At 33.2% G+C, this 25,880-nt stretch carries 20 protein-coding genes, 2 tRNA genes and 1 pseudogene; 2 read left to right on the top strand and 21 right to left on the bottom strand.

Annotated features, from left to right (window positions below; all coding sequences use genetic code 11):
* The 6 genes from pknB to FYJ50_RS07910 are packed head-to-tail and all read right to left on the bottom strand — an operon-like array spanning position 1 to position 7,502.
* Positions 1–1,641, bottom strand: coding sequence for a Stk1 family PASTA domain-containing Ser/Thr kinase (gene pknB, locus FYJ50_RS07935; RefSeq protein ID WP_205946480.1), 1,641 nt, complete (start codon positions 1,639–1,641; stop codon positions 1–3).
* On the bottom strand, positions 1,634–2,383 hold the full coding sequence (locus FYJ50_RS07930; RefSeq protein WP_154460800.1) for a Stp1/IreP family PP2C-type Ser/Thr phosphatase: 750 nt from the start codon (positions 2,381–2,383) through the stop codon (positions 1,634–1,636). Before FYJ50_RS07930 ends, pknB begins: the two co-directional genes overlap by 8 nt.
* A gap of 1 nt (position 2,384) precedes the next feature.
* Positions 2,385–3,425, bottom strand: a complete 1,041-nt coding sequence (rlmN, locus tag FYJ50_RS07925) for a dual-specificity RNA methyltransferase RlmN (RefSeq protein ID WP_154460798.1) — start codon at positions 3,423–3,425, stop codon at positions 2,385–2,387.
* A gap of 9 nt (positions 3,426–3,434) precedes the next feature.
* Complete coding sequence (gene rsmB, locus FYJ50_RS07920; RefSeq protein WP_154460796.1) at positions 3,435–4,637, bottom strand: 16S rRNA (cytosine(967)-C(5))-methyltransferase RsmB; 1,203 nt, start codon at positions 4,635–4,637, stop codon at positions 3,435–3,437.
* A gap of 1 nt (position 4,638) precedes the next feature.
* Positions 4,639–6,753 (bottom strand): replication restart helicase PriA, encoded by a 2,115-nt coding sequence (priA, locus tag FYJ50_RS07915; RefSeq protein WP_205946479.1) that lies wholly within the window; start codon positions 6,751–6,753, stop codon positions 4,639–4,641.
* Between the two features lie 29 nt (positions 6,754–6,782).
* The gene (locus FYJ50_RS07910) at positions 6,783–7,502 is read right to left on the bottom strand and encodes an RNA methyltransferase (protein ID WP_154460792.1); all 720 of its coding nucleotides are present in this window, start codon (positions 7,500–7,502) and stop codon (positions 6,783–6,785) included.
* Between the two features lie 66 nt (positions 7,503–7,568).
* Between FYJ50_RS07910 and FYJ50_RS07905 the strand changes: the two genes are divergently transcribed.
* Complete coding sequence (locus FYJ50_RS07905) at positions 7,569–8,711, top strand: AI-2E family transporter (protein WP_154460790.1); 1,143 nt, start codon at positions 7,569–7,571, stop codon at positions 8,709–8,711.
* 75 nt (positions 8,712–8,786) lie between these two features.
* Entirely contained in the window at positions 8,787–9,647 is an 861-nt protein-coding gene (locus FYJ50_RS07900; RefSeq protein WP_235900948.1) for a putative manganese transporter, read from the top strand.
* A gap of 13 nt (positions 9,648–9,660) precedes the next feature.
* Here the strand turns inward: FYJ50_RS07900 and FYJ50_RS07895 are convergent.
* The 15 genes and pseudogenes from FYJ50_RS07895 to FYJ50_RS07825 all read right to left on the bottom strand — a co-directional run bounded on the left by FYJ50_RS07895 (position 9,661) and on the right by FYJ50_RS07825 (position 25,684).
* Positions 9,661–10,509 (bottom strand): annotated as a pseudogene (locus FYJ50_RS07895) (alpha/beta fold hydrolase).
* Positions 10,510–10,574: 65 nt separating this feature from the next.
* Positions 10,575–11,360: an MSCRAMM family protein gene (locus FYJ50_RS07890; RefSeq protein WP_154460788.1), complete on the bottom strand. Its 786-nt coding sequence runs from the start codon at positions 11,358–11,360 to the stop codon at positions 10,575–10,577.
* Positions 11,347–12,114: a class C sortase gene (locus FYJ50_RS07885; protein ID WP_154460786.1), complete on the bottom strand. Its 768-nt coding sequence runs from the start codon at positions 12,112–12,114 to the stop codon at positions 11,347–11,349. The genes FYJ50_RS07890 and FYJ50_RS07885 overlap by 14 nt, the downstream gene beginning before the upstream one ends.
* Positions 12,098–13,822: a SpaA isopeptide-forming pilin-related protein gene (locus tag FYJ50_RS07880; RefSeq protein WP_154460784.1), complete on the bottom strand. Its 1,725-nt coding sequence runs from the start codon at positions 13,820–13,822 to the stop codon at positions 12,098–12,100. Before FYJ50_RS07880 ends, FYJ50_RS07885 begins: the two co-directional genes overlap by 17 nt.
* Positions 13,800–15,476: an MSCRAMM family protein gene (locus FYJ50_RS07875; RefSeq protein WP_154460782.1), complete on the bottom strand. Its 1,677-nt coding sequence runs from the start codon at positions 15,474–15,476 to the stop codon at positions 13,800–13,802. Before FYJ50_RS07875 ends, FYJ50_RS07880 begins: the two co-directional genes overlap by 23 nt.
* Positions 15,433–16,050 carry a hypothetical protein gene (locus tag FYJ50_RS07870; RefSeq protein WP_154460780.1) on the bottom strand — a complete coding sequence of 206 codons (618 nt, stop codon included), beginning with the start codon at positions 16,048–16,050 and terminating at the stop codon, positions 15,433–15,435. The genes FYJ50_RS07875 and FYJ50_RS07870 overlap by 44 nt, the downstream gene beginning before the upstream one ends.
* 126 nt (positions 16,051–16,176) lie before the next feature.
* Positions 16,177–16,263, bottom strand: a tRNA-Leu gene (locus FYJ50_RS07865).
* A 6-nt stretch (positions 16,264–16,269) separates the two neighbouring features.
* Positions 16,270–16,344 (bottom strand) — tRNA-Cys (locus FYJ50_RS07860).
* An 89-nt stretch (positions 16,345–16,433) separates the two neighbouring features.
* On the bottom strand, positions 16,434–17,117 hold the full coding sequence (locus FYJ50_RS07855; protein ID WP_154460778.1) for a Bax inhibitor-1/YccA family protein: 684 nt from the start codon (positions 17,115–17,117) through the stop codon (positions 16,434–16,436).
* A gap of 14 nt (positions 17,118–17,131) precedes the next feature.
* A complete protein-coding gene (locus FYJ50_RS07850) occupies positions 17,132–18,823 on the bottom strand; it encodes a proline--tRNA ligase (RefSeq protein ID WP_154460776.1) in 1,692 nt (563 codons plus the stop codon).
* Positions 18,824–18,836: 13 nt separating this feature from the next.
* On the bottom strand, positions 18,837–20,039 hold the full coding sequence (locus FYJ50_RS07845) for a peptidase U32 family protein (RefSeq protein ID WP_154460774.1): 1,203 nt from the start codon (positions 20,037–20,039) through the stop codon (positions 18,837–18,839).
* Positions 20,032–20,871, bottom strand: coding sequence for a peptidase U32 family protein (locus FYJ50_RS07840; RefSeq protein WP_154460772.1), 840 nt, complete (start codon positions 20,869–20,871; stop codon positions 20,032–20,034). The genes FYJ50_RS07845 and FYJ50_RS07840 overlap by 8 nt, the downstream gene beginning before the upstream one ends.
* Positions 20,872–20,912: 41 nt before the next feature.
* A complete protein-coding gene (locus FYJ50_RS07835; protein WP_154460770.1) occupies positions 20,913–21,599 on the bottom strand; it encodes an HAD family hydrolase in 687 nt (228 codons plus the stop codon).
* Between the two features lie 57 nt (positions 21,600–21,656).
* Positions 21,657–25,193 carry a pyruvate:ferredoxin (flavodoxin) oxidoreductase gene (nifJ, locus tag FYJ50_RS07830; protein WP_154460768.1) on the bottom strand — a complete coding sequence of 1,179 codons (3,537 nt, stop codon included), beginning with the start codon at positions 25,191–25,193 and terminating at the stop codon, positions 21,657–21,659.
* 95 nt (positions 25,194–25,288) lie between these two features.
* Positions 25,289–25,684, bottom strand: a complete 396-nt coding sequence (locus FYJ50_RS07825; RefSeq protein WP_338083006.1) for a DUF4186 domain-containing protein — start codon at positions 25,682–25,684, stop codon at positions 25,289–25,291.
* Between the last annotated feature and the right edge of the window lie 196 nt (positions 25,685–25,880).

The raw sequence follows: 25,880 nt of genomic DNA, 5'->3' as shown, positions 1-25,880 counted from the left end.
TTAATCATAATAAAGTGTTACTACACTATCTGTCCCTTCCTGTGTATAAGTACTTCCTACATCTGGATCAATTTGTACAACGGTATAATAAACGGGATTGCTTACAGCTGGTTTTAACACAACCGCAATTCCTAATTCATTCAATTCTTCTTTTACCTGCTGAACATCTTTACCAATATAATCTTTTGAAATTTTAATCGTTGGATATTCACATACTATAAATGTAATTGTTTCATTGGCATCCGGATCAATTCTCTGTCCTACTTTTAAATCTTTCTGCTGAAGAATAATACCTGGATTGGTATCTTTTTTTCCTTCGTATTCAATTTTAATATTTAATTGAACTCCTTCTTTTTCAAACTCATTCAAAACATCTGTAATATATAAACCGGTATAGTCTTCCACTAAGAAACTAGGTCCTTTAGATAAAGTAATGGTAAATTTTTTATTGTTCTTAACGATATCACCCGTTTTATAACTTGAAGAGATTACTTCTCCTTTATTATATTCATCACTGACATCGTATTTGAATACAATTAACTCGGTATCAAAATTTTCTTCCTTCAATATATCGATGGCATCCTGCTGACTTAAACCTAAAATATCGGGCATGACTTCATAATTTAAAAATCCAGGAATACGAACAATTCCACTGACCAGCAGGATCAGAACAATTAACGCAACACAAAGACTGGCAATCAGTACACCTGCAATTACAGGTCTTAAATTTCTTTTTTTCGCTTCGTATTCAACTTCTACTTTACCATTATGTAAATCTAAATTCGTTACTTTTTTATTCAGATTTAAACGTTTCACATTGCGATATTCTGGATCCAGACAATGTTCCAGATCGTATAACATTTCAGCACAATTTTTGTATCGATCATCAGGATCTTTTGCGGTTGCTTTTAAAATGATATTTTCAACCGATTGAGCAATTTGTGGATTATAATCTCTTATGCATGGCATTGGATCTTTTAAATGACGTATCGCAATTTCGGTTGGTGTACTTCCTCGAAACGGAACTGAACCACTCAACAATTCAAAAAACACAATTCCCAATGAATAAATATCCACCTGTGGATTGGGTTCTTTTCCCTGTGCCGTTTCAGGTGCCAGATAGTGAGCTGAACCCATTACTGTATTATTTGATGTTAACTGTACCGAATTGCTGGCAATCGCAATTCCAAAATCGGTAATCTTTACCGTTCCATCATCTTTTAAAATCACATTTTGTGGCTTAATATCTCGATGAATAATATTCGCCTGGTGAGCACATAAAACCGCACTGGTCAGCTGTTTCATGATATATAAAGCTTCCTGCTGAGATAAAGCTCCTCTTTTGGCAATCAGCTGTTTTAATGTATGTCCTTTTATATATTCCATGACAATATAATGCATGCCATTGTATTCGCCTACATCATATATATCTACGACATTGGGATGAGAAATGCGACTGGCAGCACTGGCTTCCCTTTGAAAGCGAACCAGAGTCATCGCATCTTCGCTTAATTTTTCTCTTAAGATTTTAATAGCAACAACACGATTCAGTATCGTATCTTTTGCCATATAAACATCGGCCATCCCTCCCTGACCAATCAAGGATAATATTTCATAGCGATTGGATATAGTTTTAATCATATGGCTCATCCAATCTATTATCAAACAGAATAACCGTACAGTTGTCCAGTCCACCAGCTAAACGAGCTTCCAGAATTAAACTGTTTACTTTATCCTGCAGACTGTATTTTTCGCTTTCTACAATATTCTGTATAACTTTGTGTTCTACATAACCATGTAAACCATCGCTGCAGACCAGTACATATTTATAATTTGACTGTATTTTATTAATATCGATTCGAAATAAGTGCCAGATGCCTAATGCATTGGTTAATGTATTTTTCTGTAAATGAGTTTTTGCCTGTTCGATGGTAATTTTCCCTTCTCTTAAAAGTTGAGCAATGACACTATGGTCTTCGCTCATCTGAATCAGACCATCGGAATAATCCGCATATATACGAGAATCCCCAACATTAAAAATATAACTCCCAATTTTTGTGATTAAAATACCGACACATGTGGTTCCCATTCCCTTATATTCTTCATGTTCTATACTTTCCGAAAAAATCTTATCATTGGCTTTATTTAAATTTTTATGAAGCCATTGATTGACCTGTACATCTTTTTGAAAAACAGGAGCCTGTAAGAAAGCATCTCTTAATACCGAAATCACAATGTGACTTGCGATTTCACCTGCCGCATTTCCACCAATTCCATCACAGACAACTGCCAGCCAGTCTTGATTGTTGTTTTGAAAAACACAATAATCATCTTCATTTACTTTTCGGACCAATCCAACATCGGAATTCGCAAATACTTTCATCTTACTGTCCCTTTCTCATTTCTTTTATTCTTAGCTGACCACAGGCAGCATCTATATCGTTTCCATGTTCTTTCCGTATTGTACAGCGAACATTGTTTTTCATTAAATAATCATAAAAAACCATCGCTTCCTGATAACTTACACTTTTAAACTGTTTTTCATCCACATTATTGTATGGTATCAGATTGACATAAGCATTCCGATTTTTTAATAATTTTGATAATTGTTTCGCATGAATTGGCTGATCGTTGACTCCCTTTAATAATATATATTCAAAAGTTAATCTTCGATTGTTTTCTTTTGAATAATAATCCAGTGCTTTCATCAATTCATCTAAAGGATAAGCTTTATTAATGGGCATCAATTGACTTCGCAATTCATCATTGGGTGCATGTAAACTAATGGCAAGATTGTACTGAGTATGTTCATTTGAAAAATCATAGATTCGATTCACCACACCACAGGTTGAAATGGTAATATGTCTTGAGCCAATTCCCAGTCCTCTATCATGATTGACAGTGGATAAAAAATTCATCACTTCATCGTAATTGTCAAATGGTTCCCCCGTTCCCATTACCACAATATGAGACAGTCTCTCGTTTCTTTGATCCAGCTCTTTTTGAACATAAACAACCTGTGCACACATTTCTCCACTGGTCAGATTTCTTTTTTTCTTAGTCAATCCACTAGCACAAAAAGCACATCCCATATTACAGCCCACCTGAGAAGAAACACATACACTTCGTCCATAATCAAAAATCATCATAACGCTTTCCAGTAAACTTCCATCTTTTGTCTGAAACAGAAATTTAGTGGTTCCATCATGACTGACCTGTTTACGAATCAATGTCAATGGATTCATTTCAAATTCTTCTTTTAAAACTTCTCTTGTTTCTTTGCTCAGATTTGACATTTCATCTATCTCGGATACTCTTGAGCGATACAGCCATTGAAAGATCTGATGTCCACGAAAGGCTTTCCATCCATGTTCAAGAGCCATATTCTGCATTTGTTCATAATTTAAATCGTATAAGCTTTTCATTCTAACCCTCTAATCTATTCGTTTTAATTTTGCCATATAAAATCCATCTTTTTCTTTTTGAGGAAAAATGGTTTTCATTTCTAAACATTCATAATTGGAATGATTCTCTATAAATTTTTCTATCTGTTTTTCATTTTCCTTCTTATTTATTGTACAAGTGGAATAAACAAGAATGCCACCTTTTTTTACATGTTTTGATGCACTTTCCAGTATTTCATACTGTAAAGGAATCAATGTATCCATATCTTCTGGCTTCATTTTTAATTTGATATCCGGTTTTCTGGATAATACACCATATCCACTACAAGGTACATCGCATAAGACTCGATCGTATTCTAAAAAAGAACTTAAATCTCTGGCATCCTGACAGAAACAGGAGACATTGTTTAAAGAAAGTCTTTGTATGTCTTTTTCAATTAATTCTTTTCTATGTTCATGCAGTTCAATACAGTCCACATGTCCACTATGATGCAGCATTTCTGCAATTGCCATAGATTTTGTACCTGGAGCAGCACAACAGTCTAGCACATTCATATTTTCTTTTATATCTAAAAATAAACAGATCTGATACGATCCTTCATCCTGTACAGAAATTTTTCCATCTTTATACAATTGATTGTTCGCAATCTGATTTAAATTTGTTTTATATAAAGTTCCACATATGTGTTCATAAGTTGTTTCAAATGTATAATTGGGATTGTATCGTATATACAGAGGCATGATTTGATTGCAGTATGGAAGCATATTTCTCATCTGCATCGATCCATATTGTTTATCCCACATTTTTAATAACCATACTGGTAAAGAATATTGAATACTTAAACGATTAAATTCATTTTCTGGATAGTTAATTTTATTTTTATTAATTTTTCTTAAGATCGCATTCACAAATCCTTTAGATCTTGGCTCTTCTTTTTTCGCAATTTCAATAGCTTCATTGACAATGGCATAAGATGGTACTTTATCTAAAAATATAAGCTGATAAACACTCATTGACAATAATACATCTATTTTATCACTGACTTTATAGTGAGCATACTGTTTCCATACATATTGACAAAAACTGTAATTCTGAATGGTTCCATAAAATATATTGGTTGCCAGAGCCTGATCTTTACAATCAACTTGATACAGATTGTTTTTTAAATACAGATTTGAATAAACCTGATGCACAATCACTTCATATAATGCACGATATACCCAATAGCGCATATTAATCCTCCAATCGGTTTGGATACATATTAATATCCAGTTTTACATTTGTTTTTAAAGAAGAATGATATGTAAAACATTCTTTAATTTTCTGATTTAATTCTTCTTTTGTATTTGATTTTATGACCAGACGAACTCTTTTTCCATCTTTTCGAGAATGAATTTCTATTGGACCTAATACTTTTAATGAATTCAGAAATTCTTTTTCTTTATTTGCGATTTCAAAAGCTTTATTAAGATCTTTGTGAATATATATTAAAGTACATAAATAAACATAAGGTGGATAATGACCTAAATGGCGATATTTCATCTCCTGTTGAAAAAAAGAAAGATAATTATGGGATAGTACACATTTCATCACAAAATGATCGGGTTCAAAAGTCTGAATGTATACATTTCCAGCTTTATCGCTTCTTCCAGCTCGACCAGAGGCTTGTTCAAGCAGCTGATAAGCAATTTCAGAAGAGGAAAAATCATTTCGGACCATTGCCAGATCTGCCTGTAGAATTCCAACGCAAGTCACACGGGCAAAATCCAGCCCCTTGGCCACCATCTGGGTTCCAATTAAAATGTCCCCTCTGGTTTCAAATTCTTTTAGAATCTTCTCATGTGCCCCTTTTTTTCGAGTACTGTCTGCATCCATTCGAATGATTCGAGCTTCTGGAAACAATTCCGATATTTTTTCTTCTAGTTTTTCGGTTCCCATACCCAGCTGATAAAACTGATGCCCATGGCATTTGGGACATTCCGATTTGAAATAAAAGCTTCTTCCACAACAATGACAGATCAAAGACTGTGAATCTTTATGATACGTTAAAGCTATTCCACAATCTGGACAAGTCATCACTTCATTGCATGTACTGCATTTAACAACTGGTAAATATCCTCTTCGATTCAGTAATAAAATCACCTGTTCTTTTCTGGATAAACATTGTTCAATTTTCTGAATTAAAGTACTGGATAAACCATTCATAGATTTTTCTTTTCGCATATCAATTAAATGAATATCTGGCATCTTCTGATTCACTCTTTGATTCAATGAAACCAGTTCATAATTTCCTTTATAAGCACGTGCATACGCTTCTAAAGAAGGTGTAGCTGAAGCCATGACAACTTTACAATGATGCACTCTGGCTCTTTGAATCAGAATATCCTTTGTCTGATAACGCGGACTATTATCCTGTTTATAAGAAGAATCATGTTCTTCATCCATAAGAATATAACCTAAGTTTGAAAAAGGCATAAAAATACTGGAACGCGTTCCAACTACAATTTTTACTTTATTTTCTTTTACCAGTTTATACTGAGAATACTTTTCCTGATTGTTTAATTGTGAATGATAGATGGCAATATCCGATCCAAAGCGAGCACTCACTCTTTCAATCATCATAGGTGTCAAACCAATTTCTGGAACCAGTATCAGTACCTGTTTTCCCTGCTGCAGTGCTTGACTGGCCAATTGTAAAAAGACTTCTGTTTTTCCTGAACCCGTTACTCCATGTAATAAAAAATAAGTTTGAGAAGATTGCGTAATCTTGTCAATGGCATCTTTCTGCTGTTTCGTTAAGGAAAATTGAGAATCTACAGAAGAAGATACCAGTTTTGGATTCTTTTCCAGTTGACGGATTTCAACATATCCTTTATCAATTAAAGCTTTTGCACAGGATTTACAGATTTTACGAAATTCACTAGCTTTAATGGGAAAAGAAATCGATTGAATCAATTCCTGCTGATGTTTTGTCAAAGGCATCTGGCTTTCCTTTTTAAAGGCCCATGATTCATATACGATTGATGCATATGTAGAAGAAGGTTTTAAAGCCGGTGGCAACATTGTTTTATAACAGGAAATAAGCGGTGCCACATAATAATTTGACATCCACTTTGCTAAATTCATCAATTCTTCATTCAGTAAGGGTGTACGATCGATCACTTCTTTTACTTCTTTTAGATTTTGAACAGAAGAGGTAACGTTTATTTCTGTTACAATTCCAATACAGTCTTTATATCCAAATGGAACCTTTACACGACACCCTACATATACTTGTTCATTACATAAATAAGTAAAGGGTTTGTTTAATTCCATTGCCTGTGTTTCTACATATACATTTATTTTCATAGTCCTTATTATATCATAAAAAAATGGCATTACTGCCATTTTGATTGTCTTAATATTTCAAAAGAAAGAACAGAAATGGCACTGGGAGCATCCAATGCATTTTTAAAATCATTTCCATAAGGAATCACAATATTCTGGCTGCTGTTTTCACAGACAAGAGAGCTCAATCCTCTAAAAGATCCTCCCAAAGCCAGTACAAAACTTTCTGGAAAATTCATTTCATATAATGAGATTGCATCTTTTCTATGTGCACAGTACAAAGGAATGTCCTTTTCCCTGCAGCAATGAATCAGTTGTTCTTCTTTTTCGATCCAGTAAATGTCCATCTTTTCAAAAGCTCCTGCACTGGCTTTTACTATCGTTTTATCCGCAAAAGACCAGTCTCTTAAAGGTAATATTAAACTTTTAGCTCCACTGGCATATAAAGTTCGACAAATGCTTCCTAAATTATAAGGATCTTCGATTCCATCTACATAAACATTAAATCCAGAAGATATGTTTTCCAGTTTTCTTTTTGTACAAAGATCTGCTTCCAGAAGCATTCCTCCATGTTTTGTACCATCGCATAAGGCATCCAGTTCACTTCGATTACATATCTGTACTTTTACATTTCTTTTTTTTGCCAGCTGAATAATATAACGAAAATCTCTGGTTCTTTTTTTACTATCTACATATAGACATCTACAATTTCGATTTTTATTTTCTAAAATAGCTTTACAGGATATAGTTCCTTCATATAAATATTTCATAAAAATATTATAACTTCTTAAGAATTATTTTTCCAGTTGTGATAAAATTTACTCGAGGTTTTGATTATGAAACAAAAAATTACGCCCGATATGAAAAAACAAATTATTGTTTATTCTTCATCTTTATTGATCGTCGCATTAATATTTCTTATACTTTTGAAATTACAGAATATACTGAATGTCTTTAAATTTATATTAAATTTACTCTTCCCTTTCATTTTAGGTTTAGGAATTGCTTTTATTTTACATAAACCACAAGCATGGCTTGAACATAAAATGAAAATGCGATCTTTGCATTTATCCAATCGAAGAATACGTTTAGTATCTACTTTAATTGTATTTATTGTTGCGATTTTATTTATTTTCTTTTTCTTACAGATATCAGTTCCTGCTATATTGGATTCTTTCCAGATTTTTATACAGAATATTGGTGAATATGGACAGACTTTAGTAAAATTCATATACAAAATTTCTACTTATTTAAAACTGGATGCAGCCCAAATTGAAAAAATTTTAGCCGATTTAAATCTGACTGCACGTATTACAGAATATATCACAAAATTTATTCCCAAGATTGCCAATTACTCTTATGCATTTATCAGTGGAACCTTTGATTTTATTTTATCTATTGTATCTGGAGTCTATATCTTACTGGATCATGAATCTTTACAGAAATTCTTTAAAAAATTTAACTATATTCTATTAAATGACAGTTTAGCAGATTATTTATGTTTATGGGTCAATGATGCCAAAGATATTTTTGAAAAATTCATTATTGGAAGCATTATTGATTCAACAATTATTGGACTGGTATGTTATATTGGTATGCTGATTTTTAAAATTCCATATGCTCCAATGATTGGTTTAATTATAGGAGTAACCAATATCATTCCAATGTTTGGTCCATTTTTAGGTGCGATACCGGTTATATTCTTACTTTTACTGATCAAACCAATCTATGCCATTGGATTTATGATTTTTATTGTGATCTTACAGCAAATTGATGGAAATATCATTAAACCAATTGTTTTAGGAGACCAGTTAGGAATCAATGGATTCTGGATCTTATTCTCGGTTACCGTTGGTGGTGGTCTATTTGGTGTTTTAGGAATGTTTTTAGGTGTTCCTGTTTTTGCCCTGATTTATACTACAATAAAAGAATATACCGAGCTGAAATTAAAACAGAAAAAGAAAATCATTTCTTCTTAAGAGCGTAAGCTCTTTTTTTATTCTTTATTTTTGATTTTTCTATAGTTTTGTGTAAAATAAATCCGAGGTGATATTTTGGAAATATTTTTAGAAATTATCCATGATACATGGATCATGCTTCCTTTATTATATATAACATACTGTATACTTGAAATATTTGAAAGAAAAGAAACAAGTGATGATTCCATGTTTTATTCTTTACAGAAATATGGACCCTTATTTGGCGCAATATTGGGTTTGATTCCCCAGTGTGGATTCAGTATACTGGCCAGTATGCTCTTTCTTCAAAAGAATATCACTATGGGTACTTTGATTGCTGTAATGATCGCAACCAGTGATGAAGCCATTCCGGTATTATTATCCAATCCTTCTTTATTTTCATCCCTAATAAAGCTGATTCTCTGTAAATTTGTGATTGCAGTAACTGTAGGATACATTGTGGACTTTATTCTTGTTCGAAAACAGAAAATTATTCGTTTTGAAACCATGGAAGAGGAAGAAGACTATGAAGAAGACGATACCAGTAATGCATGTCCCTGCTGTTATACACAATATCCTTTATACATCAGTGCATTAATAAGATCTTTAAAAATTTATATATTTATATTTATTACTTCTTTAGTATTAACACTGTGCATTGAAGCAATCGGAGTGGAGAAAATGGAGACGATACTTTTATCAAAATCGATTTTCCAGCCTTTTATTACCGCCTTATTTGGATTCATTCCCAATTGTGCCATTACCGTTATACTGGCACAGCTTTATACAATTTCCGGTATATCCTTTGGATCTCTACTAGCTGGTCTAATCACGAATGCCGGCTTAGGTCTGGTATGTCTGATTCGATATGGTGCCAGTAAAGAAAATATAGTAAAAGTATTTATTATTTTATATATTACAGCTGTCTTATCTGGCATACTGATGATTCTTCTATAAAAAAAGAATCAGATTATTCTGATTCTAAAAAATCAAGTATATCTTTATATACGATTTCATGTTCTTTTTCATTTAAGATTTCATGTCTCATATTTTCATATAAATGATTTTGAATGGATTGATATCCCAACTGTTTTAAAAAGTTCTGGGCTTCGATCCATTTTTCTTTTGTATCAATACAAGGATCCTTTTCTCCTGCAATAAATAGAATTGGCAGTTCTTTATGATCACATTTCCACTGACTGGCATTATAAACATCATTCATTAATGAAAATAAATTTAAAAATCCATTTAAGGTAAAAGTAAAACCACATAAAGGATCTTCATTGTATGTATATACATTTTCTTTATTTTCACTTAACCATGTATTTTCTAATGAATCATTAAATCTTTTTGAATAAGAAGAAAATGCGATATGTTGAATCAATGAACTTCTGTGTTTCTTACCCTACAGTTTCATTAAAAATTTCGTTAATGTGATTGCCGATTCAATCGCATCATTTTTTGAAGGAGAACCACATACAATCAATTTATCAATGTCTTTATCAAAGTATTTACAAACTTCTCGAACTACTAAAGAACCCATAGAATGCCCCATTAAATAAAGAGGAAGGTTGTATTCTTTTTTAAACTTCATCCCTATATCATGAGCATCTAAATAAATGTATGTACCTGTTTCATCATAAAAATAACCCAGATCATCTGTATGCTTGATACTTTGTCCATGTCCTCTATGATCATGAATCACAACTACATATCCCTGATTACATAGATACCGCATAAAAGGCAAATATCGTTCTTTATGTTCTGCCATACCATGAACAATCTGAATAATGGCTTTCTTCTTGTTTTCAGGTTCCATGTAAATACCTTCTAATTCCAGACCATCCTGTTTTGATTCAAATTTAAATATTCTTTCCATATTCATCACCTGATTTTATTATATAGAAAAGACAGAGAAATTAAAAATATTATGCTTCCTATGCCATATAACATCCAGAGACCGAAAGGAATAAAAACAGAAGTAGATACTTTATTTCTCTCATTGATTACAGAAACGGTTGCTTCTCTGTTTTGTATCTGATCATTCACTTTAAACTGGATACCATCCCATTCAATTGAAATATTATCGGAACATAAAACATAACCATCAGGTGCTTTTACTTCTTTAAGAATATAGGATCCCTTTGGAATCGTAAAAGAGGCCATCCCATCAATTGTCTTTTTTGATTCTATACAAATATCTCCATCACATAAAGAAAAGACAGCTGATTTCCTTATTCGATTTCCATTTTCATCTACTTTTATTACTTTTAAAATAGGATAGTCCTGTTTTATTTTTGGATGAATGGTCACATCCCGATCTTTTAGAAAAATTAGAATCGGTTCATTCTTTCCTTCTATAGAATTAAAAAGATAAACGCCTTTTTCAAGAGCATATTTGGGATTGTTTTTGTCAAAAATATATTCTATTTTATCTGGATTCCATAATTCTCTTGCCAGATTTTCTAATTCATTGCTGGTAAAAGTCTGATTCAGATCCAAACCGGTTTCAAAAGATATAAATTGATTCTTTTGAAAAGATGCGATTTTATACATACCAAAAGTATTCGACTCAATACCAGTAAAATCTACCGACAGAAACAAGTTGGATTGTCCATATATGGATACAATACAAAGTAAACTTGCGATCAGAATTTTAAATGTTTTCATAATGTTTCCCATACCTTATATAAAAAAGCAGTAAAACAGCAGGTATCAGAACAAATATCGTTTCTCGATTGGATATCCATTTCTTTTTTATATTTTCTTTCTGTTTCTTCTGATAATCTGTACGATATCCATTGATAACAAGACGATGGGTATTAATTCCATATGGAGTGCATGTAACTAAAGAAACTATGTCAAATCCTTCTATAATTTCCAGCTGATCTAATTGTTCTGGTTCAATAACCTGAATATCTTTTACTTTATACGCAAGAACTTCTTTTCCTACATAAATATAAAACAGGTCTCCCTTCTCTAATTCATCCAGTCGGGTAAATAATTTTGCACTGGCCAATCCGGTATGACCTGTTAAAATGCTTCTTGTACTGGTTCCACCCACTGGAAATGAGGAGGATGGAAGATGCCCAGCTCCAATGGAGAGAACATCTTCATTTACCCCATGATATATCGGTAAAGATAATTGTATTTTTGGAATTTCAATCTGCCCCATCATTCCATTTGATGTAAAATTCAAGATTGATTCATAATCCATTCTATATCCATTGTAAAAAGATTCATTATACGCTCTGGCTTTTTGAATCTGTTTTGCGATTTCATTTGGATCGAAATCTTCAATTTCTTTAAAATAGGTAGATATAACCTTTGACTGATTTATATTCTGGAAAATAGAACTGAAAAATGGAAACATACAAAGGATAAAACCAGATAAAATGAGGATACGATTAATCCAGCTTTTCATTTTTCTGTTTTCGCAAATTGTAAAGACCAGCAATCATCAGTAAACTTCCTCCTGCCAATAATATAAGTGTCATACTAGAACCCGTTACAGGTAATTTTGAACCTGTCTGGTTAACAATCTTTAGTTGGATAGAACCTGTTTGAACATCCGTCTGTAAAGCTTTGCTGCCACTATTTAACAGTCCATTCAAAAATTGTTTAATCTCACAGTTTGCACTGAGTGTTTCTAATACCTGGTCACTGGCTCCCTGATTTTCATAATAACTGTTACGATCGGTTGTAAATTCTGGTGTAATTACAATTTTTATAGAATCCTGAATTTTACGATATCCATCTGGAGCCTGTGTTTCTTTTAAATAATACGTTCCCTGATCTAACCCGGAAATATTAAACAGACCATTTTCATCAGAAATCATTTCATCCGATTCCGCATTGGACAGATAGTCTTCATTCATAACTACATAAACATTCTCTACTTTTTTTAATTTAATTTCCTGCGTTCCATTTTCATCTCTATATAAGCGAAATTTTGCACCTTGTAAAGACTGATTCTCTTCATTGGTTTTGACTGCATTGATCTGGTAAGTGAAACATACAACACTATCCCATGGTGTCATACCGGTATCATTGGTTCCATCTGTATCTGGATTGTTTGAAAATTCCAATGCGACCTTATTTTCAAATCCAGCTCTTCCAGATCTGTCTTTTGCCTTTTCATTCAGATAAGCATTATAGGTAAACAATACTTTCTGTCCATATCCATTAGAAAACTGCTGATCAATAATGGACTTAATGTCTGAAATCTGAACAATAAAGCTTTCATTGTCTGTATTTTCTACAATTGAGTATTGATTGGATGGTACTGTATATGTTTTTTCAGAATCTGAAATCTGAATCTGTACAGAATCTGAATCAAAAGTTAAAGCTTCATCCATGATATCATGGAAAATCATTTTATACGTATTATAGGCTTTGATATCAGGAATGTATGTTTCATATTTATAAGGAATACTTTGCCCTATTTCATAATCCCCTATATCATTCCATCCAATATTTAAATCGTCCTCTTCTATTTTTTTAATGATAGAAGGATAATCCGATTTAATCTGAATATCACAAGAATCATCCGCAGTATCCAGTAAAATTAAAGAAGCTGCACTGTGTGTATCTTGTACACTGGTAATTTCATCAATCATGTAATAACCTGGCTGCAATCCCTGAATTTCAATCGAACCATCTTCTAAAGTATTCGTTACTGTAAATGTATCACTGGAATAGCCCTGGGATACAAGCTGATCACGGATTTCTTCAATCAATTCTCTTAATGAGGAGGAATGATCTTCTAATGACTGAATATAATCAATTACTTCGTATTCACTGATAGAATCTTTATTAAGTCGATTTGAAACCACATCCTCTATAACATCTTTATATTCTTCATTATAGAAATAATTGATAGAAGTATTTGAAATTTGTGCCTGAAACAGTTTATAGACGGCAAACTGCTTTGAAACAAGGCTCTGATTTCCATTTGGTAAAATACGAATTTTAGCCTGTCCATTATTGTAGTCTACGATTCCATTGACTGTATTTATATTCTCATAGGCACAGATCGGATAAGTATTCAATGCGTTTAGAATACAACCACCTAAACTAAGTTGTAGAGTAGAGGCAATTGCGATTTTTTTAATTATATTTTTCTTTTTCATTTCTTTTTCTCCTTAAAACAATAATCATTAAAAATGTACCTGTACAAAAAATCATCAATTGTCCATTATTACCGGTTACTGGTAATTTTTTTACAGGTGTATTCAGTACATTCATTCGGATAATATGATTCTCTATATCAATATCAGTAATATTTGTATTGATTGTAATATCATATTGATCATACACAGGAACACAATTCAATCGAATGACATATATATTATTATTTTCTTCATAACCATCCAGTCCTTGTGTTTCTTTACAGTAATAGACCATATTGTTTTCTAAACCTTCAAATGTACAAATTCCCTTTTCATCTGTTGTTTGTATATCCATGATCTGTGTACAGTCTTCATCTTTAAATAATGTGAATGTAACGTTTTCTAAATCCATTTGGAATGGATCGGTTTTATGAATCTGTAAAGAAAAATCTTTGACTTTATTTTCAAATATTACCTGGTTTACTTTTTCATCTTCTAAATAGATTCCATCTTCTTTTACTTCAAAATCTAATTTTATATTTTCATTCTGATAATGCTTATTCGCCTTTTCTTCCTGTAAACTATGCATTCCAATTTCTAAACCTTCCATATGAATGCAGCCATTTTCATCCGTTATCAGTCTTTCTTCCTTTTCATTAAAGGTATGAACAAATACAGTATCTTTAATTGGAATCGGAGTATGATCCTGATATTTATAAATTGTGAATTCATTTTTATCATTATAAAAAATGGAATAAGAAAAGAATTCCGTATCACAAATGTTTTTCAGTACTTTTCGTTCCTGTTTTAGATAACCTTGTGCCGGTTTTTTTTCTTCCAGAATGAGAGTACCCAAAGGAAGGATCGGGTTGTTTTCATCATCTTTATAGATTTCATCTCCACTCACAAAATGATCTTCATCAAAATAAAGACAACCATTCGAATCGGTTTTAAAGACCCATGTTTTTAAAGGTTCCATCTGTTCACATTCTTCCAAGGAATAAGAATTAAATCCATAAAACTGAATTTTAAATTGAGTATCACAGATGCCATTATAAGTTTGACTGTCTCTCTTTTTTAAAATAAGGGGACTATTATGATAGAATGGTTTATCGTGTACTTTTACTTTATTATCTGTATTATTTTCAACTGTAAAAGACAGGATTTCTTCATTGATTTCGTATCCATTTCCAGCTTCTATTTCTTTTAAATAATAAGTATTGGAATCTAAAGAGAGAGTTTCATTGGGTGAAATGGTTGTGAATAGAGTTGTACAGGCTGCATCGGTATATATTCCATATACAGCTTGTTCTAAAAAATAACAATCGTTATTTTCTGTGATGGAAGGAAGCAAGGAATTTTTTTCTAAAGTGACTGTTCCTTTATTTTCTATTTCCCAATAAATTAAAGTCTGACAACTTGTCGTAATTCCTTGCCAGTTTGTTCCTGTCTGATTACAGCTTGCAGCATAGATTTTGAAATTTGAAGGAGGAGAGGGTAAATTAAAAATCCAATTGTATTCATTAACTATCATATGATTTCCATTGGTGGCAGTTCCTGCAACCGTTGTTTTTGAATACGCATAGGATACCAGCTCATTTGTAATTACTACTGCTTTATTTTTATCATTATTAACAGAAGCTAAAATACGATCTCCGGGGACACAGATATCCATAATACATGATTTTTCTTAAGTTTTCATTGGAGGATACATCTATTGGCTGATTCAAAGAATATCCCAGTCTGGGAGGAGATAAATTGGCATTGCCACAGAATGCTCTTTTTCCATCCACTTCCCATAATCCACCATTCATCGTAAGAGTTCCATATTGGGTTTTAATGGATACAATCGAACTTTCCCAGAAATATGTTACCGTTGGTGTTAAAGAGTAAAATTGGATGCCGTTTAAACTTTCTTCATAAGTAAAATCCGGTGGTATTAAAATAGCAGCCTGTAATGGGATCAGCATAGAAATGGAATCATAGTCATCATAATAACGATCGGTAATAAAATACTGATCATCAACATAAGAATAGGCATTGATTTGAGAAACAATTTCTTTTCTTTGAAGGATATATTTATCTGTATTTCCATTTTTATATTCGTTTAGAATATCCAATTCTTGCTTGCTTACAGACATAGATCCTTTCGAAGTGGAAAAATCAATATTTCCCTGTTTTGCTTCAATTGGCAAGGATGTCACAAATAATAAAACACATATCATTAGGATCCATTTATATTTTTTCATTTAAAATCTCCTTACATTTATACCGTCGTTTATATTTCAAAATTCTTACCTCCTGTATACTATATACGTAAAAGTATTAAAAAACGCAAAAAAAAAAGCTGATTATTTATCAGCTTAATTTTAAAATGGTGGGGACGGAGGGACTTGAACCCTCACGGTGTTACCACCAACGGATTTTAAGTCCGTTGCGTCTGCCTATTCCGCCACGACCCCATAAGATGGAGGTTCCGATCGGATTCGAACCGATGGTCACAGAGTTGCAGTCTATTGCCTTAGCCACTTGGCTACGGAACCATGTACAGTTAATTAACTGCCTATTTATTATATCCAAACTCCATCTATAATGCAACAAAAAAAATTAAAAAAAGCAGAATTTCTTCTGCTTAATTGTTTCTTCGACTTCCCAATAATCTTAAAACATATAAGAAAATATTGATAAAATCCAAATACAGCTGCAATGCCATAAAGATGGAAATTGAATCATCACTAACCATACCACCATTGTAATACAGCAATTGATTTAAACGTTTCATATCCCATATTGTGATTCCTGTAAATATCAGAAGTCCAATAAAACAGATGACTCTTTCAAAAGCAGCAACATGGAAAATCATTAAAATCAATTGGGAAAGAATCAATGCCATCAAAGCACCGGTACAGATTACACCCAGACTTGTCAGATCTTTTTTTGTTGTAAAACCAATGATTGCAAGAGATCCAAAATAGATAGCTGTAACAATAAAGGCAATATAAGCCATCCCTAATCCATAATATAGAAAAGTTGGAGTCAATGAAATTCCTAATGTAAACGAATATAAGATAAACAGTCCTTTTAAAGTTGAAGAACTGGCTCTATATAAAAGCGCACTAAAGGCAATGACGATAGCAATCTGAGCAACCATCAGCAATATACTTAAAAATCCTGAAGTAAAGAAATAATAAACAAATCCAGATGAAATAAAGACAATGGATGTAATGGCACTAATCAGCAATCCAATTACCATCCAGACAAAAGTCACAACAAGAGAATGTTGTGATACACGAGAATTCCATGTATTCTCATTCATACAATCACTTCTTTCTATTTATATTTTTCATCTAAAAATTGAAGAGCTTCCGGAATTGTCATTTCTTTTTTCTCATTATCATAACGAGAAACAAATTCAACAATTCCTTCACTGGCTTTTCTTCCTACCGTAAAACGATAAGGGATTCCAATTAATTCCATATCTTTGAATTTAACGCCCGGTCTTTCTTTACGGTCATCATATAATACATCATATCCTTTTGAAATACAATAATCATACATTTCACTGGCTACTTTACACTGATTTTCATCTTTATCTGAAATCTGTACAATGGCAACTTTAAAAGGAGCAATTTCTTCAGGCCAGATAATTCCTGCTTCATCATGATGCTGTTCCACTACAGCTGCCATACATCTTTCCAATCCAATTCCATAACATCCCATCCAAACAGGCTGTAACTGGTTATTCTGGTCAGTGTAATATAAATTCATTGTTTTTGAATACTTTGTACCTAGTTTAAATAAATTTCCCACTTCAATTCCATGATCAAAAATCAATTTCTTATGACATTTTGGACAGATATCTCCTTCCTGTACCTGACATAAATCCAAAATAGAAACAGGTTCAAAATCTTTACAGTTTACATTGATCATATGATGGTCACTTTTATTGGCCCCTACGATAAAGTTTTTCATATGTGTAATCTGACGATCCATATAAACTGGACAATCAATTCCTACAGGGCCTGCAAAGCCTACTTTTGCATGCGTTACTCTTTCCACTTCTTCAAAAGAAGCCAGTTCCATTTCATTGGCATGCAAAGCCTTTAATACTTTTGTTTCATTTAATTCGCGATTTCCAGGAATACAGAAAGCATATGTTTTTCCATCCACACTATAAACCAGTGTCTTGACAAAATCTTTTGTGCTTTTCCCAAAGAAAGCAGCCACTTCTTCAATGGTTTTCGCATCGGGTGTGTATACAACTTCTTTTTCTAACATTTGAGCCGGATCATCTTCCATCACGTCTAAAACTTCTGTAATCTCCAAATTGCTTGAAAAGTCACAGTTTTGGCATCCTACAACTACATCTTCTCCAATCTGACTGATTGCCTGGTATTCTTCACTTAATAATCCACCCATTGCCCCTGTATCGGCCTTTACAATTTTATAATTTAATCTCAGTCGATCAAAAATACGACAATAAGCATCGTACATTTTCACATAAGATTCATCCAGTCCATTTGAATCTATATCAAAAGAATATGCATCTTTCATAATGAATTCACGTACACGTATCAGACCATAGCGAGGTCTTGTTTCATCTCGATATTTAGTCTGAATCTGATATAAATTATAAGGAAAATCTTTATAGCTTTTTCCATTCATAGAAGCTGCTAAAGTAAACAATTCTTCATGTGTTGGTCCTAATACATATCGTTTATCATAACGATCGTTTAAACTGAACATATTGGAACCAAAAGCTTCTCTTCTTCCAGATTGAATATATACATCTTCTGGAATTAAAGCAGGCATCAAAAGTTCCTGTGCCTCTTTGGCATCCATTTCTTCACGAATTATGTTTTCTATTTTAGAAAGTACTTTCTTTCCCATTGGCATAATCATATAGATCCCATTAGATGTTTTTTTGATCATACCCGAACGCACCAGTAAATTACTGGAAATGCTGTCTTCATCTTTCGCATTTTCTCTTAATGTATAAAAAAAACTTTTGCTTAATTTCATAATTACCTTCTTTCTATCGAATCTTTCGAATCATCGCATATTTTTCAATTGGACCTGACCATTTCGTTTTCACAATCTGCATTGGTTTATTACATATATCCACAAGCTGATCTTTATCATCGTATACACTTCCTATATAAACTTTTGTAGATACAATATGAGGTCCAAATATTTCAAAGGTTCCCTCCGGAACAAAATGATTTTTTACCTGTAAAGTCGCAAAATTTGAATCTGTATCATAATCCAGTACATAGGCCACATATTCCTGTGTAACCGTTTCATCATGATCCTGATAAAGCTGTACTTTCTCATCTGGAATTCCTTTATAAAATCCAGGCCCGGTCATACGATTTTCCGCTTTTGCGATTTCTCTTTTTGTCTGTTCAATAATATCTTTTGAAGCATAGCCATTTTCATAAATGGAATCAATTAAACGCCGATAAGAAGAAACAACAGTTGCCAGATAATAACTGGATTTCATTCTTCCTTCAATTTTTAAAGAAGCAACGCCCATTTTTATAAACGATTCAATAAAATCAACGGCCTGCAAGTCTTTTGAACTCATTGAAAATAAATTATGAGGATCACTGACTTCCCTGTTTGAATCCATTAAATGATATTTCCATCGACAGCTTTGTGCACAACCTCCCCGATTGGCATCTCTTAATGTCATATGATTGCTTAAAACACATCTACCTGAATAAGAAATACACATACCTCCATGAATAAAAACTTCAATTGGCAATATATTTTTTTTACAGATTTCTTCAATCTGTTCCATTTGACATTCTCTTGCCAGTACCACTCTATCCATTCCTTTTTCTTTCCAGAAAGATACCGCTTTGGAATTGGTTGATGAATGCTGTGTAGAGACATGTACCTGGTAAGACACATTTAATCTTTTTGCCAGCATCATAATCGAAGGACTGGCTACAATAATGGCATGAATACCAATTTCATCTAATTTTTTTAAATATTCTTCTAACCCATCCAGATCGTCTTCATGAGGCAGCATATTAACCGTAACATGAACGTGTGAATGATGTGCATTGGCAAAATCCACTAGTTCTTTAATTTCTCCCAATGAAAAATTAGAAGCCCTGGAACGCAAAGAGAATTGTTTGCCTCCAATATAAACCGCATCGGCTCCATATAAAATCGCAATTTTCGCTTTTTCCAGGTTTCCAGCAGGAGCTAACAGTTCAATTTTATTCATCTTTTTTCTCCTTCTTTTTTATAGATTCCTGGTAATACCATTTTGAACATCCAGGTATATAATTTTTCTTTTCAAGATAAGATCTTAATACATCAATGGTCCACTGATCATCAAAGAAGATAGAATCGATACGGAAACGTTCTATATTCAATTTCTTTAATTCTTCAAGCTGATCATAGCTTTCAACAGGCTGTTCACTAAAAATATATGTTCCATTTTCATCTTCCACTATTGGCATTTTACCAGTACGAGTGGATTCAATAAGGGTATATTGTTCTTTCTCTTTTTCTTTTTGAATGGCTTTAAAATAATTCGAAATCAAAGGTCTTCTGGAATATAAAATGGAATAATATCCAGATATTAATATTTCAAATGAATGATTTTTTGAAGCAATTTTTCTTATTTCTTCTAAAGATAATTCATGAGCCAGACTGACACTTTGTATTCCCTCATTTAAATAAAATAAAATATCATTTGAATTGGTAATCAATGTTTCTGGCTGGTAAATACAAATGGATTCCATATGAAGCTTTTTTGCGATATACAAAATCCCTTCATCCGCAAAGTAGATTCCATCCACCTTTATTTCCTTTAAATAAGACAAAGTCAATTCTACTTCTTCTAATTCCTGTTCATGAATCAGTTTAAGAAAATTGATATATAATTTTAAATTGTTTCGATCACATTCCTTTTTCCAGATCTTCAGATCTTCTAAAGAAACGGTATTACAGTTTCTTATTGAAAAATCTGGAATTCCTACAATAATCGCATCAATTCCATTTTGTTTTAATATCGGTATAGATTCAAATTGATGAATGGTTGAAATATACATAATTTTATCCTTTCAGATTATTAATATATCATATTTTATAATTAAAATCGATTGAATGTATCCATTAGCTTCATTAATTCAAGTTCTGAATATACAACATAATCACTGCATGGACCTTCTAATGTATGATGACGATTGAAATGAATGGTTTTCAGTCCTGCTTTTTTAGCACCCTCCATATCATTTTTATAATTGTCTCCTATATAATACCAGTCTTCACTTTTTTCATTCATTGCTTCCAATACTTTATGAAAAGCTCTAACATCCGGTTTGGCATAACCAATCTGACCAGAAGTAAAAATATTTAGTGGATCCACAAAATCTTCCACCTGCAAAGCTTTACATTTATTTCTCTGATGATTATTTTCTCCATTGGTTAATATCGCATACTGATGTTTATGATTTATAAGATATTCTTTAAATTCTGGATCCATTTGAATACGATACTGATTCTCTTTATATATTTTCTGAAACGTTTCTGCTTTTGAATAGGGAATATCAATCTGTATATCCTTTAAAGTATTCAATATACGATAAATACCTGCTGTATAAGGATTCAGTGAACCATCCTGAATGGAATCAAACATTTCATCTCCTTTTTTACGATATAAATCATATAAAGAAGAAATATCCATTTTTAACAATTCTGGCAATACAGTTTCAACAGCATTTATAAATGGCTGTTGACAATTGTATAAAGTGTCATCACAATCAAACATAAATTTCATAATCTCACCTTTTTAATAATACAAAAAAAAGCCTGTAGAATCTACAGGCATAAAACTTTATTTATATAATTCAACAAGTTTTTGTAAGTGTTCGTAACGTTCTTTAGCTAATTCTTCGTTCTTAGTGAACAATCTTTCAGCTCTTTCTGGGAATGGTTTTACTAAACGAGCGTAACGAGCTTCATTCATTAAGAATGCACGGTAATCTTCCCACTTACCTTCTTTAGAAGTTAATGTGAATGGGTTCTTTCCTTGTGCTTTCTTAGCTGGGTCAAATGAGAATAAGTTCCAGTAACCAGCAGCAACGGCTTTCTTCATTTCATCCTGACAGTGGTTCATTCCACCTTTGGCAATACCATGTAATTCACATGGAGCGTATCCGATGATTAATGAAGGTCCATTGTAAGCTTCTGCTTCAGCAATACATTTAACTGCCTGAGCAGGGTTAGCTCCTAATGCAATCTGAGCTACATAAACATATCCGTAACTCATTGCGATTTCTGATAAAGATTTTTTCTTCATTTCTTTACCAGCCGCAGCAAACTGACATACTTCTCCAACGTTAGATGCTTTAGAAGCCTGTCCACCAGTATTGGAATACATTTCTGTATCGAATACCATAACGTTTACGTTTTCACCAGAAGCTAATACGTGGTCTAATCCACCGAATCCGATGTCATAAGCCCAACCATCTCCACCAAAGATCCATACAGATTTCTTAGCTAAGTAATCTTTCTTTTCAAGAATTTCACTTGCCAGTGGTGAATCTGCTTTTTCAATTTCAGCTACCAATGCAGCTGTAGCTGGTGTATTGGCTTTTGTATCGTCTTTTGTTTCCAGGAATTTAGCAAAAGCTGCTTTTAATTCTTCAGAACCGTTTTCTGCTAATTCAGCTACTTTTTCAATTGTCTGTTCACGCAATACTTTTTGTCCTAAAGCCATACCGAAACCATGTTCCGCATTGTCTTCGAACAATGAGTTAGACCATGCAGGTCCTTTTAATGTGTCTTTATTTACTGTATATGGACTTGTTGCAGCTGGTCCACCCCAGATAGAAGAACATCCAGTTGCGTTTGAAATATACATTTGTTCACCAAATAATTGTGTTACTAAACGAGCGTATGAAGTTTCAGCACATCCAGCACAAGAACCAGAGAATTCTAACAATGGCTGGTTATATTGAGAACCTTTAACTGTTGTATCGGCAAATCCAGAATCTTTCTTAGAAATATTTGCTACTAAGTAATCAAATACTGGTTGCTGATCTGCCTGATCTGCCTGAGGTACCATTTCGATGGCTTTTGTAGGACATACAGTGATACATTCACCACATCCCATACAGTCTAATGGTGAAACAGACATAATGTATTTGTATTGACCAGCTTTTGGTTTCAGATCGGCAACGACCATATTTTCAGGACCATTGGCAACTTCCTGGTCTGTTAATAAGAATGGACGAATTGTCGCATGTGAACATACAAAAGCACACTGGTTACATTGAATACATTTAGAAGCATCCCATGCAGGAACCATAACGGCTGTTCCACGTTTTTCGTAAGCAGAAGCTCCTGTTTCCCATTGTCCATCCGCATTTTCAACGAAAGCCGATACTGGTAAAGAATCTCCATCCATGATTCCAACCGGATTCATAATGTCTTTTACCAGTTTAACTGTCTTAGGACGTCCGCTTAATTCTGCAGGTGCAGCATCTGGAGCTGGATTAGACCATGAAGCTGGTACTTCCACTTTATGAGTCGCATCAACACCGGCATCAATAGCACGATAGTTCATTTCTACGACAGCATCACCTTTTTTCGAATAAGATTTTTTAGCTGCCTGTTTCATATAATCTACAGCCTGATCAATTGGCATTACATTAGCTAATTTAAAGAATGCAGCCTGTAAGATTGTATTTGTACGTTTACCCATTCCAATTTCAATGGCTTTATCAATGGCATTGATTGTATACAGCTGAATGTTGTTGTCGGCAATATATTTTTTTGCTTCTGCATTCAAATTCTTTTCCAGTTCTTCATCTGACCACTGACAGTTGATCATGAATACCCCACCAGGTTTAACATCCTGAACCATCTTATATCCTTTAACAACATAAGAAGGGTTATGACAAGCTACAAAGTCAGCCTGATTGATGTAATATGGTGAACGAATTGGGTTATCTCCAAAACGTAAGTGAGAAATTGTGATTCCTCCTGTTTTCTTAGAGTCATACTGGAAATAAGCCTGGATATATTTATCTGTATGGTCACCAATGATCTTTGTAGAGTTTTTGTTGGCACCAACTGTACCATCTCCACCTAATCCCCAGAATTTACATTCTACGGTTCCAGGTGCAGAAGTGATTGGAGCTGGTTTTACTTCTGGTAAAGATAAGTTTGTGACATCGTCAACGATACCAATTGTGAAACGAGGTCTTGGATTGTCTTTCTTCAGTTCTTCATAAATTGCGAATACACTTGAAGGAGGAGTATCTTTTGATCCCAATCCATAACGACCACCATTTAATACGATGTCATTTAATCCTGCTTCACGTAAAGTTGTGGCAACATCCAGATATAAAGGATCTCCTAATGAACCAGGTTCTTTTGTACGGTCTAATACAGCCACCTTTTTAGCTGTAGCAGGCAATACTTTCAACAAGTGTTTAGATGACCAAGGACGATATAAACGAACTTTGATCACACCAACTTTTTCACCTTTAGCTGTTAAGTAATCAATAACTTCTTCAATTACGTCATTGATAGAACCCATTGCAACGATTACACGGTCAGCATCTGGTGCTCCATAATAATTGAACAAATCATAATTTGTTCCTAATTTTTCATTGATTTTACCCATGTATTTTTCAACAACAGCTGGTAAAGCATCGTATGTGCTATTGCATGCTTCACGGTGCTGGAAGAAAATATCTCCATTTTCATGAGAACCACGCATTGTTGGGTGTTCTGGGTTTAAAGCATGTTCACGGAATGCTTTAACAGCATCCATTGGACACATTTCTTTTAAATCCTGGTAATCCCATTCTTCAATTTTCTGAATTTCATGAGATGTACGGAATCCATCAAAGAAGTTGATAAAAGGAACTTTTCCTTCTAAGGCAGCCAAATGTGCCACTGGACTTAAATCCATAACTTCCTGTGGGTTTGTTTCACATAACATCGCAAAACCAGTCTGACGACAAGCATAAACATCGGAATGATCTCCAAAAATATTTAATGCATGTGTAGAAACTGTACGAGCTGATACATCAAATACACAAGGTAATTGTTCAGCTGCAATTTTATACATGTTAGGAATCATTAATAATAATCCTTGAGATGCAGTGAATGTAGTTGTTAAAGCACCTGTTGCCAATGAACCATGTACGGCACCAGCAGCTCCGGCTTCAGATTGTAATTCACTGACAACAACCTGATTACCAAAAATGTTTTTTAATCCAGCAGCAGACCATTGATCCACAAAGTCAGCCATTGGACTTGATGGAGTGATTGGATAAATCGCAGCCACTTCTGTATATGCATACGCAACATGAGCCGCAGCCTGATTTCCATCCATCGATTTTCTTGCTCTAGGCATGATAATAACTTCCTCCTTATTATTTTCACATACAAATTAATTATATTGTTTTTTTTTAATTTTTTAAAGCCCTTTCCTACAAATATTCTCATTTTTTATATGCATTCTAATTCTAAAACGATCCAATTGATTAAAATTGAAACAATTGTATTTATCTGTTCTTCTTCTAAAACCATGTTTGAATCAATATGATGCCATTTATGTAAGCATCCTCTGCAGCAGCAGGCACATGCATGCATCGCAATAAAAACCGGATGCCCTTTCATTGGCGTCTGTTTTCCATCATTGATCAATTTATACTTCAATCTCTGAACAATAAAATCATAGGCATGTCTAGTCATTACATCCATTCCCTTTTCTTTTATATATTGTTGATCATATTCTTTTAAATGAAAAGAAGCACGAAATTTAGATTTTTTCAATACATCATAAACTGGATAATATGTAAAATTCAATTGTGCTTTTTCTGCCTGACAAACACGATTTGACACATCAATTCTATATAATTTATCTTTGTAAAAGTATTTCCCTGTATAAATAAAATAAAAGGAAATATGTTTTTTTGAAATGAACCCCAAAAATTGGACTTCCAATTAAGGAGGTTCATTTTCTTTATGGGAAAGCTTACAAGAGAACAAAAAATCGAAATTTACAAGAAACGAAAACAAGGAATATCATACAAGCAAT

The organism is Floccifex porci, from assembly GCF_009696175.1.
GTDB classification, from domain to species: domain Bacteria; phylum Bacillota_I; class Bacilli_A; order Erysipelotrichales; family Erysipelotrichaceae; genus Floccifex; species Floccifex porci.
Note: the sequence above shows the minus strand (reverse complement) of the source record. Positions and strands in the feature narration are given on the sequence as shown.

Excerpts from the sequence above, each read along its gene's own strand:
- rlmN (WP_154460798.1), bottom strand. The coding sequence starts at position 3,425 with ATGAAAAGCTTATACGATTTAAATTATGAACAAATGCAGAATATGGCT.
- FYJ50_RS07930 (WP_154460800.1), bottom strand. The coding sequence starts at position 2,383 with ATGAAAGTATTTGCGAATTCCGATGTTGGATTGGTCCGAAAAGTAAAT.
- FYJ50_RS07845 (WP_154460774.1), bottom strand. The coding sequence starts at position 20,039 with ATGAATAAAATTGAACTGTTAGCTCCTGCTGGAAACCTGGAAAAAGCG.
- FYJ50_RS07875 (WP_154460782.1), bottom strand. The coding sequence starts at position 15,476 with ATGGATATCTGTGTCCCCGGAGATCGTATTTTAGCTTCTGTTAATAAT.
- FYJ50_RS07905 (WP_154460790.1), top strand. The coding sequence starts at position 7,569 with ATGAAACAAAAAATTACGCCCGATATGAAAAAACAAATTATTGTTTAT.
- FYJ50_RS07840 (WP_154460772.1), bottom strand. The coding sequence starts at position 20,871 with ATGTATATTTCAACCATTCATCAATTTGAATCTATACCGATATTAAAA.
- FYJ50_RS07850 (WP_154460776.1), bottom strand. The coding sequence starts at position 18,823 with ATGAAATTAAGCAAAAGTTTTTTTTATACATTAAGAGAAAATGCGAAA.
- FYJ50_RS07880 (WP_154460784.1), bottom strand. The coding sequence starts at position 13,822 with ATGAAAAAGAAAAATATAATTAAAAAAATCGCAATTGCCTCTACTCTA.
- FYJ50_RS07885 (WP_154460786.1), bottom strand. The coding sequence starts at position 12,114 with ATGAAAAGCTGGATTAATCGTATCCTCATTTTATCTGGTTTTATCCTT.
- FYJ50_RS07870 (WP_154460780.1), bottom strand. The coding sequence starts at position 16,050 with ATGAAAAAATATAAATGGATCCTAATGATATGTGTTTTATTATTTGTG.
- pknB (WP_205946480.1), bottom strand. The coding sequence starts at position 1,641 with ATGATTAAAACTATATCCAATCGCTATGAAATATTATCCTTGATTGGT.
- priA (WP_205946479.1), bottom strand. The coding sequence starts at position 6,753 with ATGAAAATAAATGTATATGTAGAAACACAGGCAATGGAATTAAACAAA.
- nifJ (WP_154460768.1), bottom strand. The coding sequence starts at position 25,193 with ATGCCTAGAGCAAGAAAATCGATGGATGGAAATCAGGCTGCGGCTCAT.
- FYJ50_RS07835 (WP_154460770.1), bottom strand. The coding sequence starts at position 21,599 with ATGAAATTTATGTTTGATTGTGATGACACTTTATACAATTGTCAACAG.
- rsmB (WP_154460796.1), bottom strand. The coding sequence starts at position 4,637 with ATGCGCTATTGGGTATATCGTGCATTATATGAAGTGATTGTGCATCAG.
- FYJ50_RS07890 (WP_154460788.1), bottom strand. The coding sequence starts at position 11,360 with ATGAAAACATTTAAAATTCTGATCGCAAGTTTACTTTGTATTGTATCC.
- FYJ50_RS07855 (WP_154460778.1), bottom strand. The coding sequence starts at position 17,117 with ATGAATGAGAATACATGGAATTCTCGTGTATCACAACATTCTCTTGTT.
- FYJ50_RS07910 (WP_154460792.1), bottom strand. The coding sequence starts at position 7,502 with ATGAAATATTTATATGAAGGAACTATATCCTGTAAAGCTATTTTAGAA.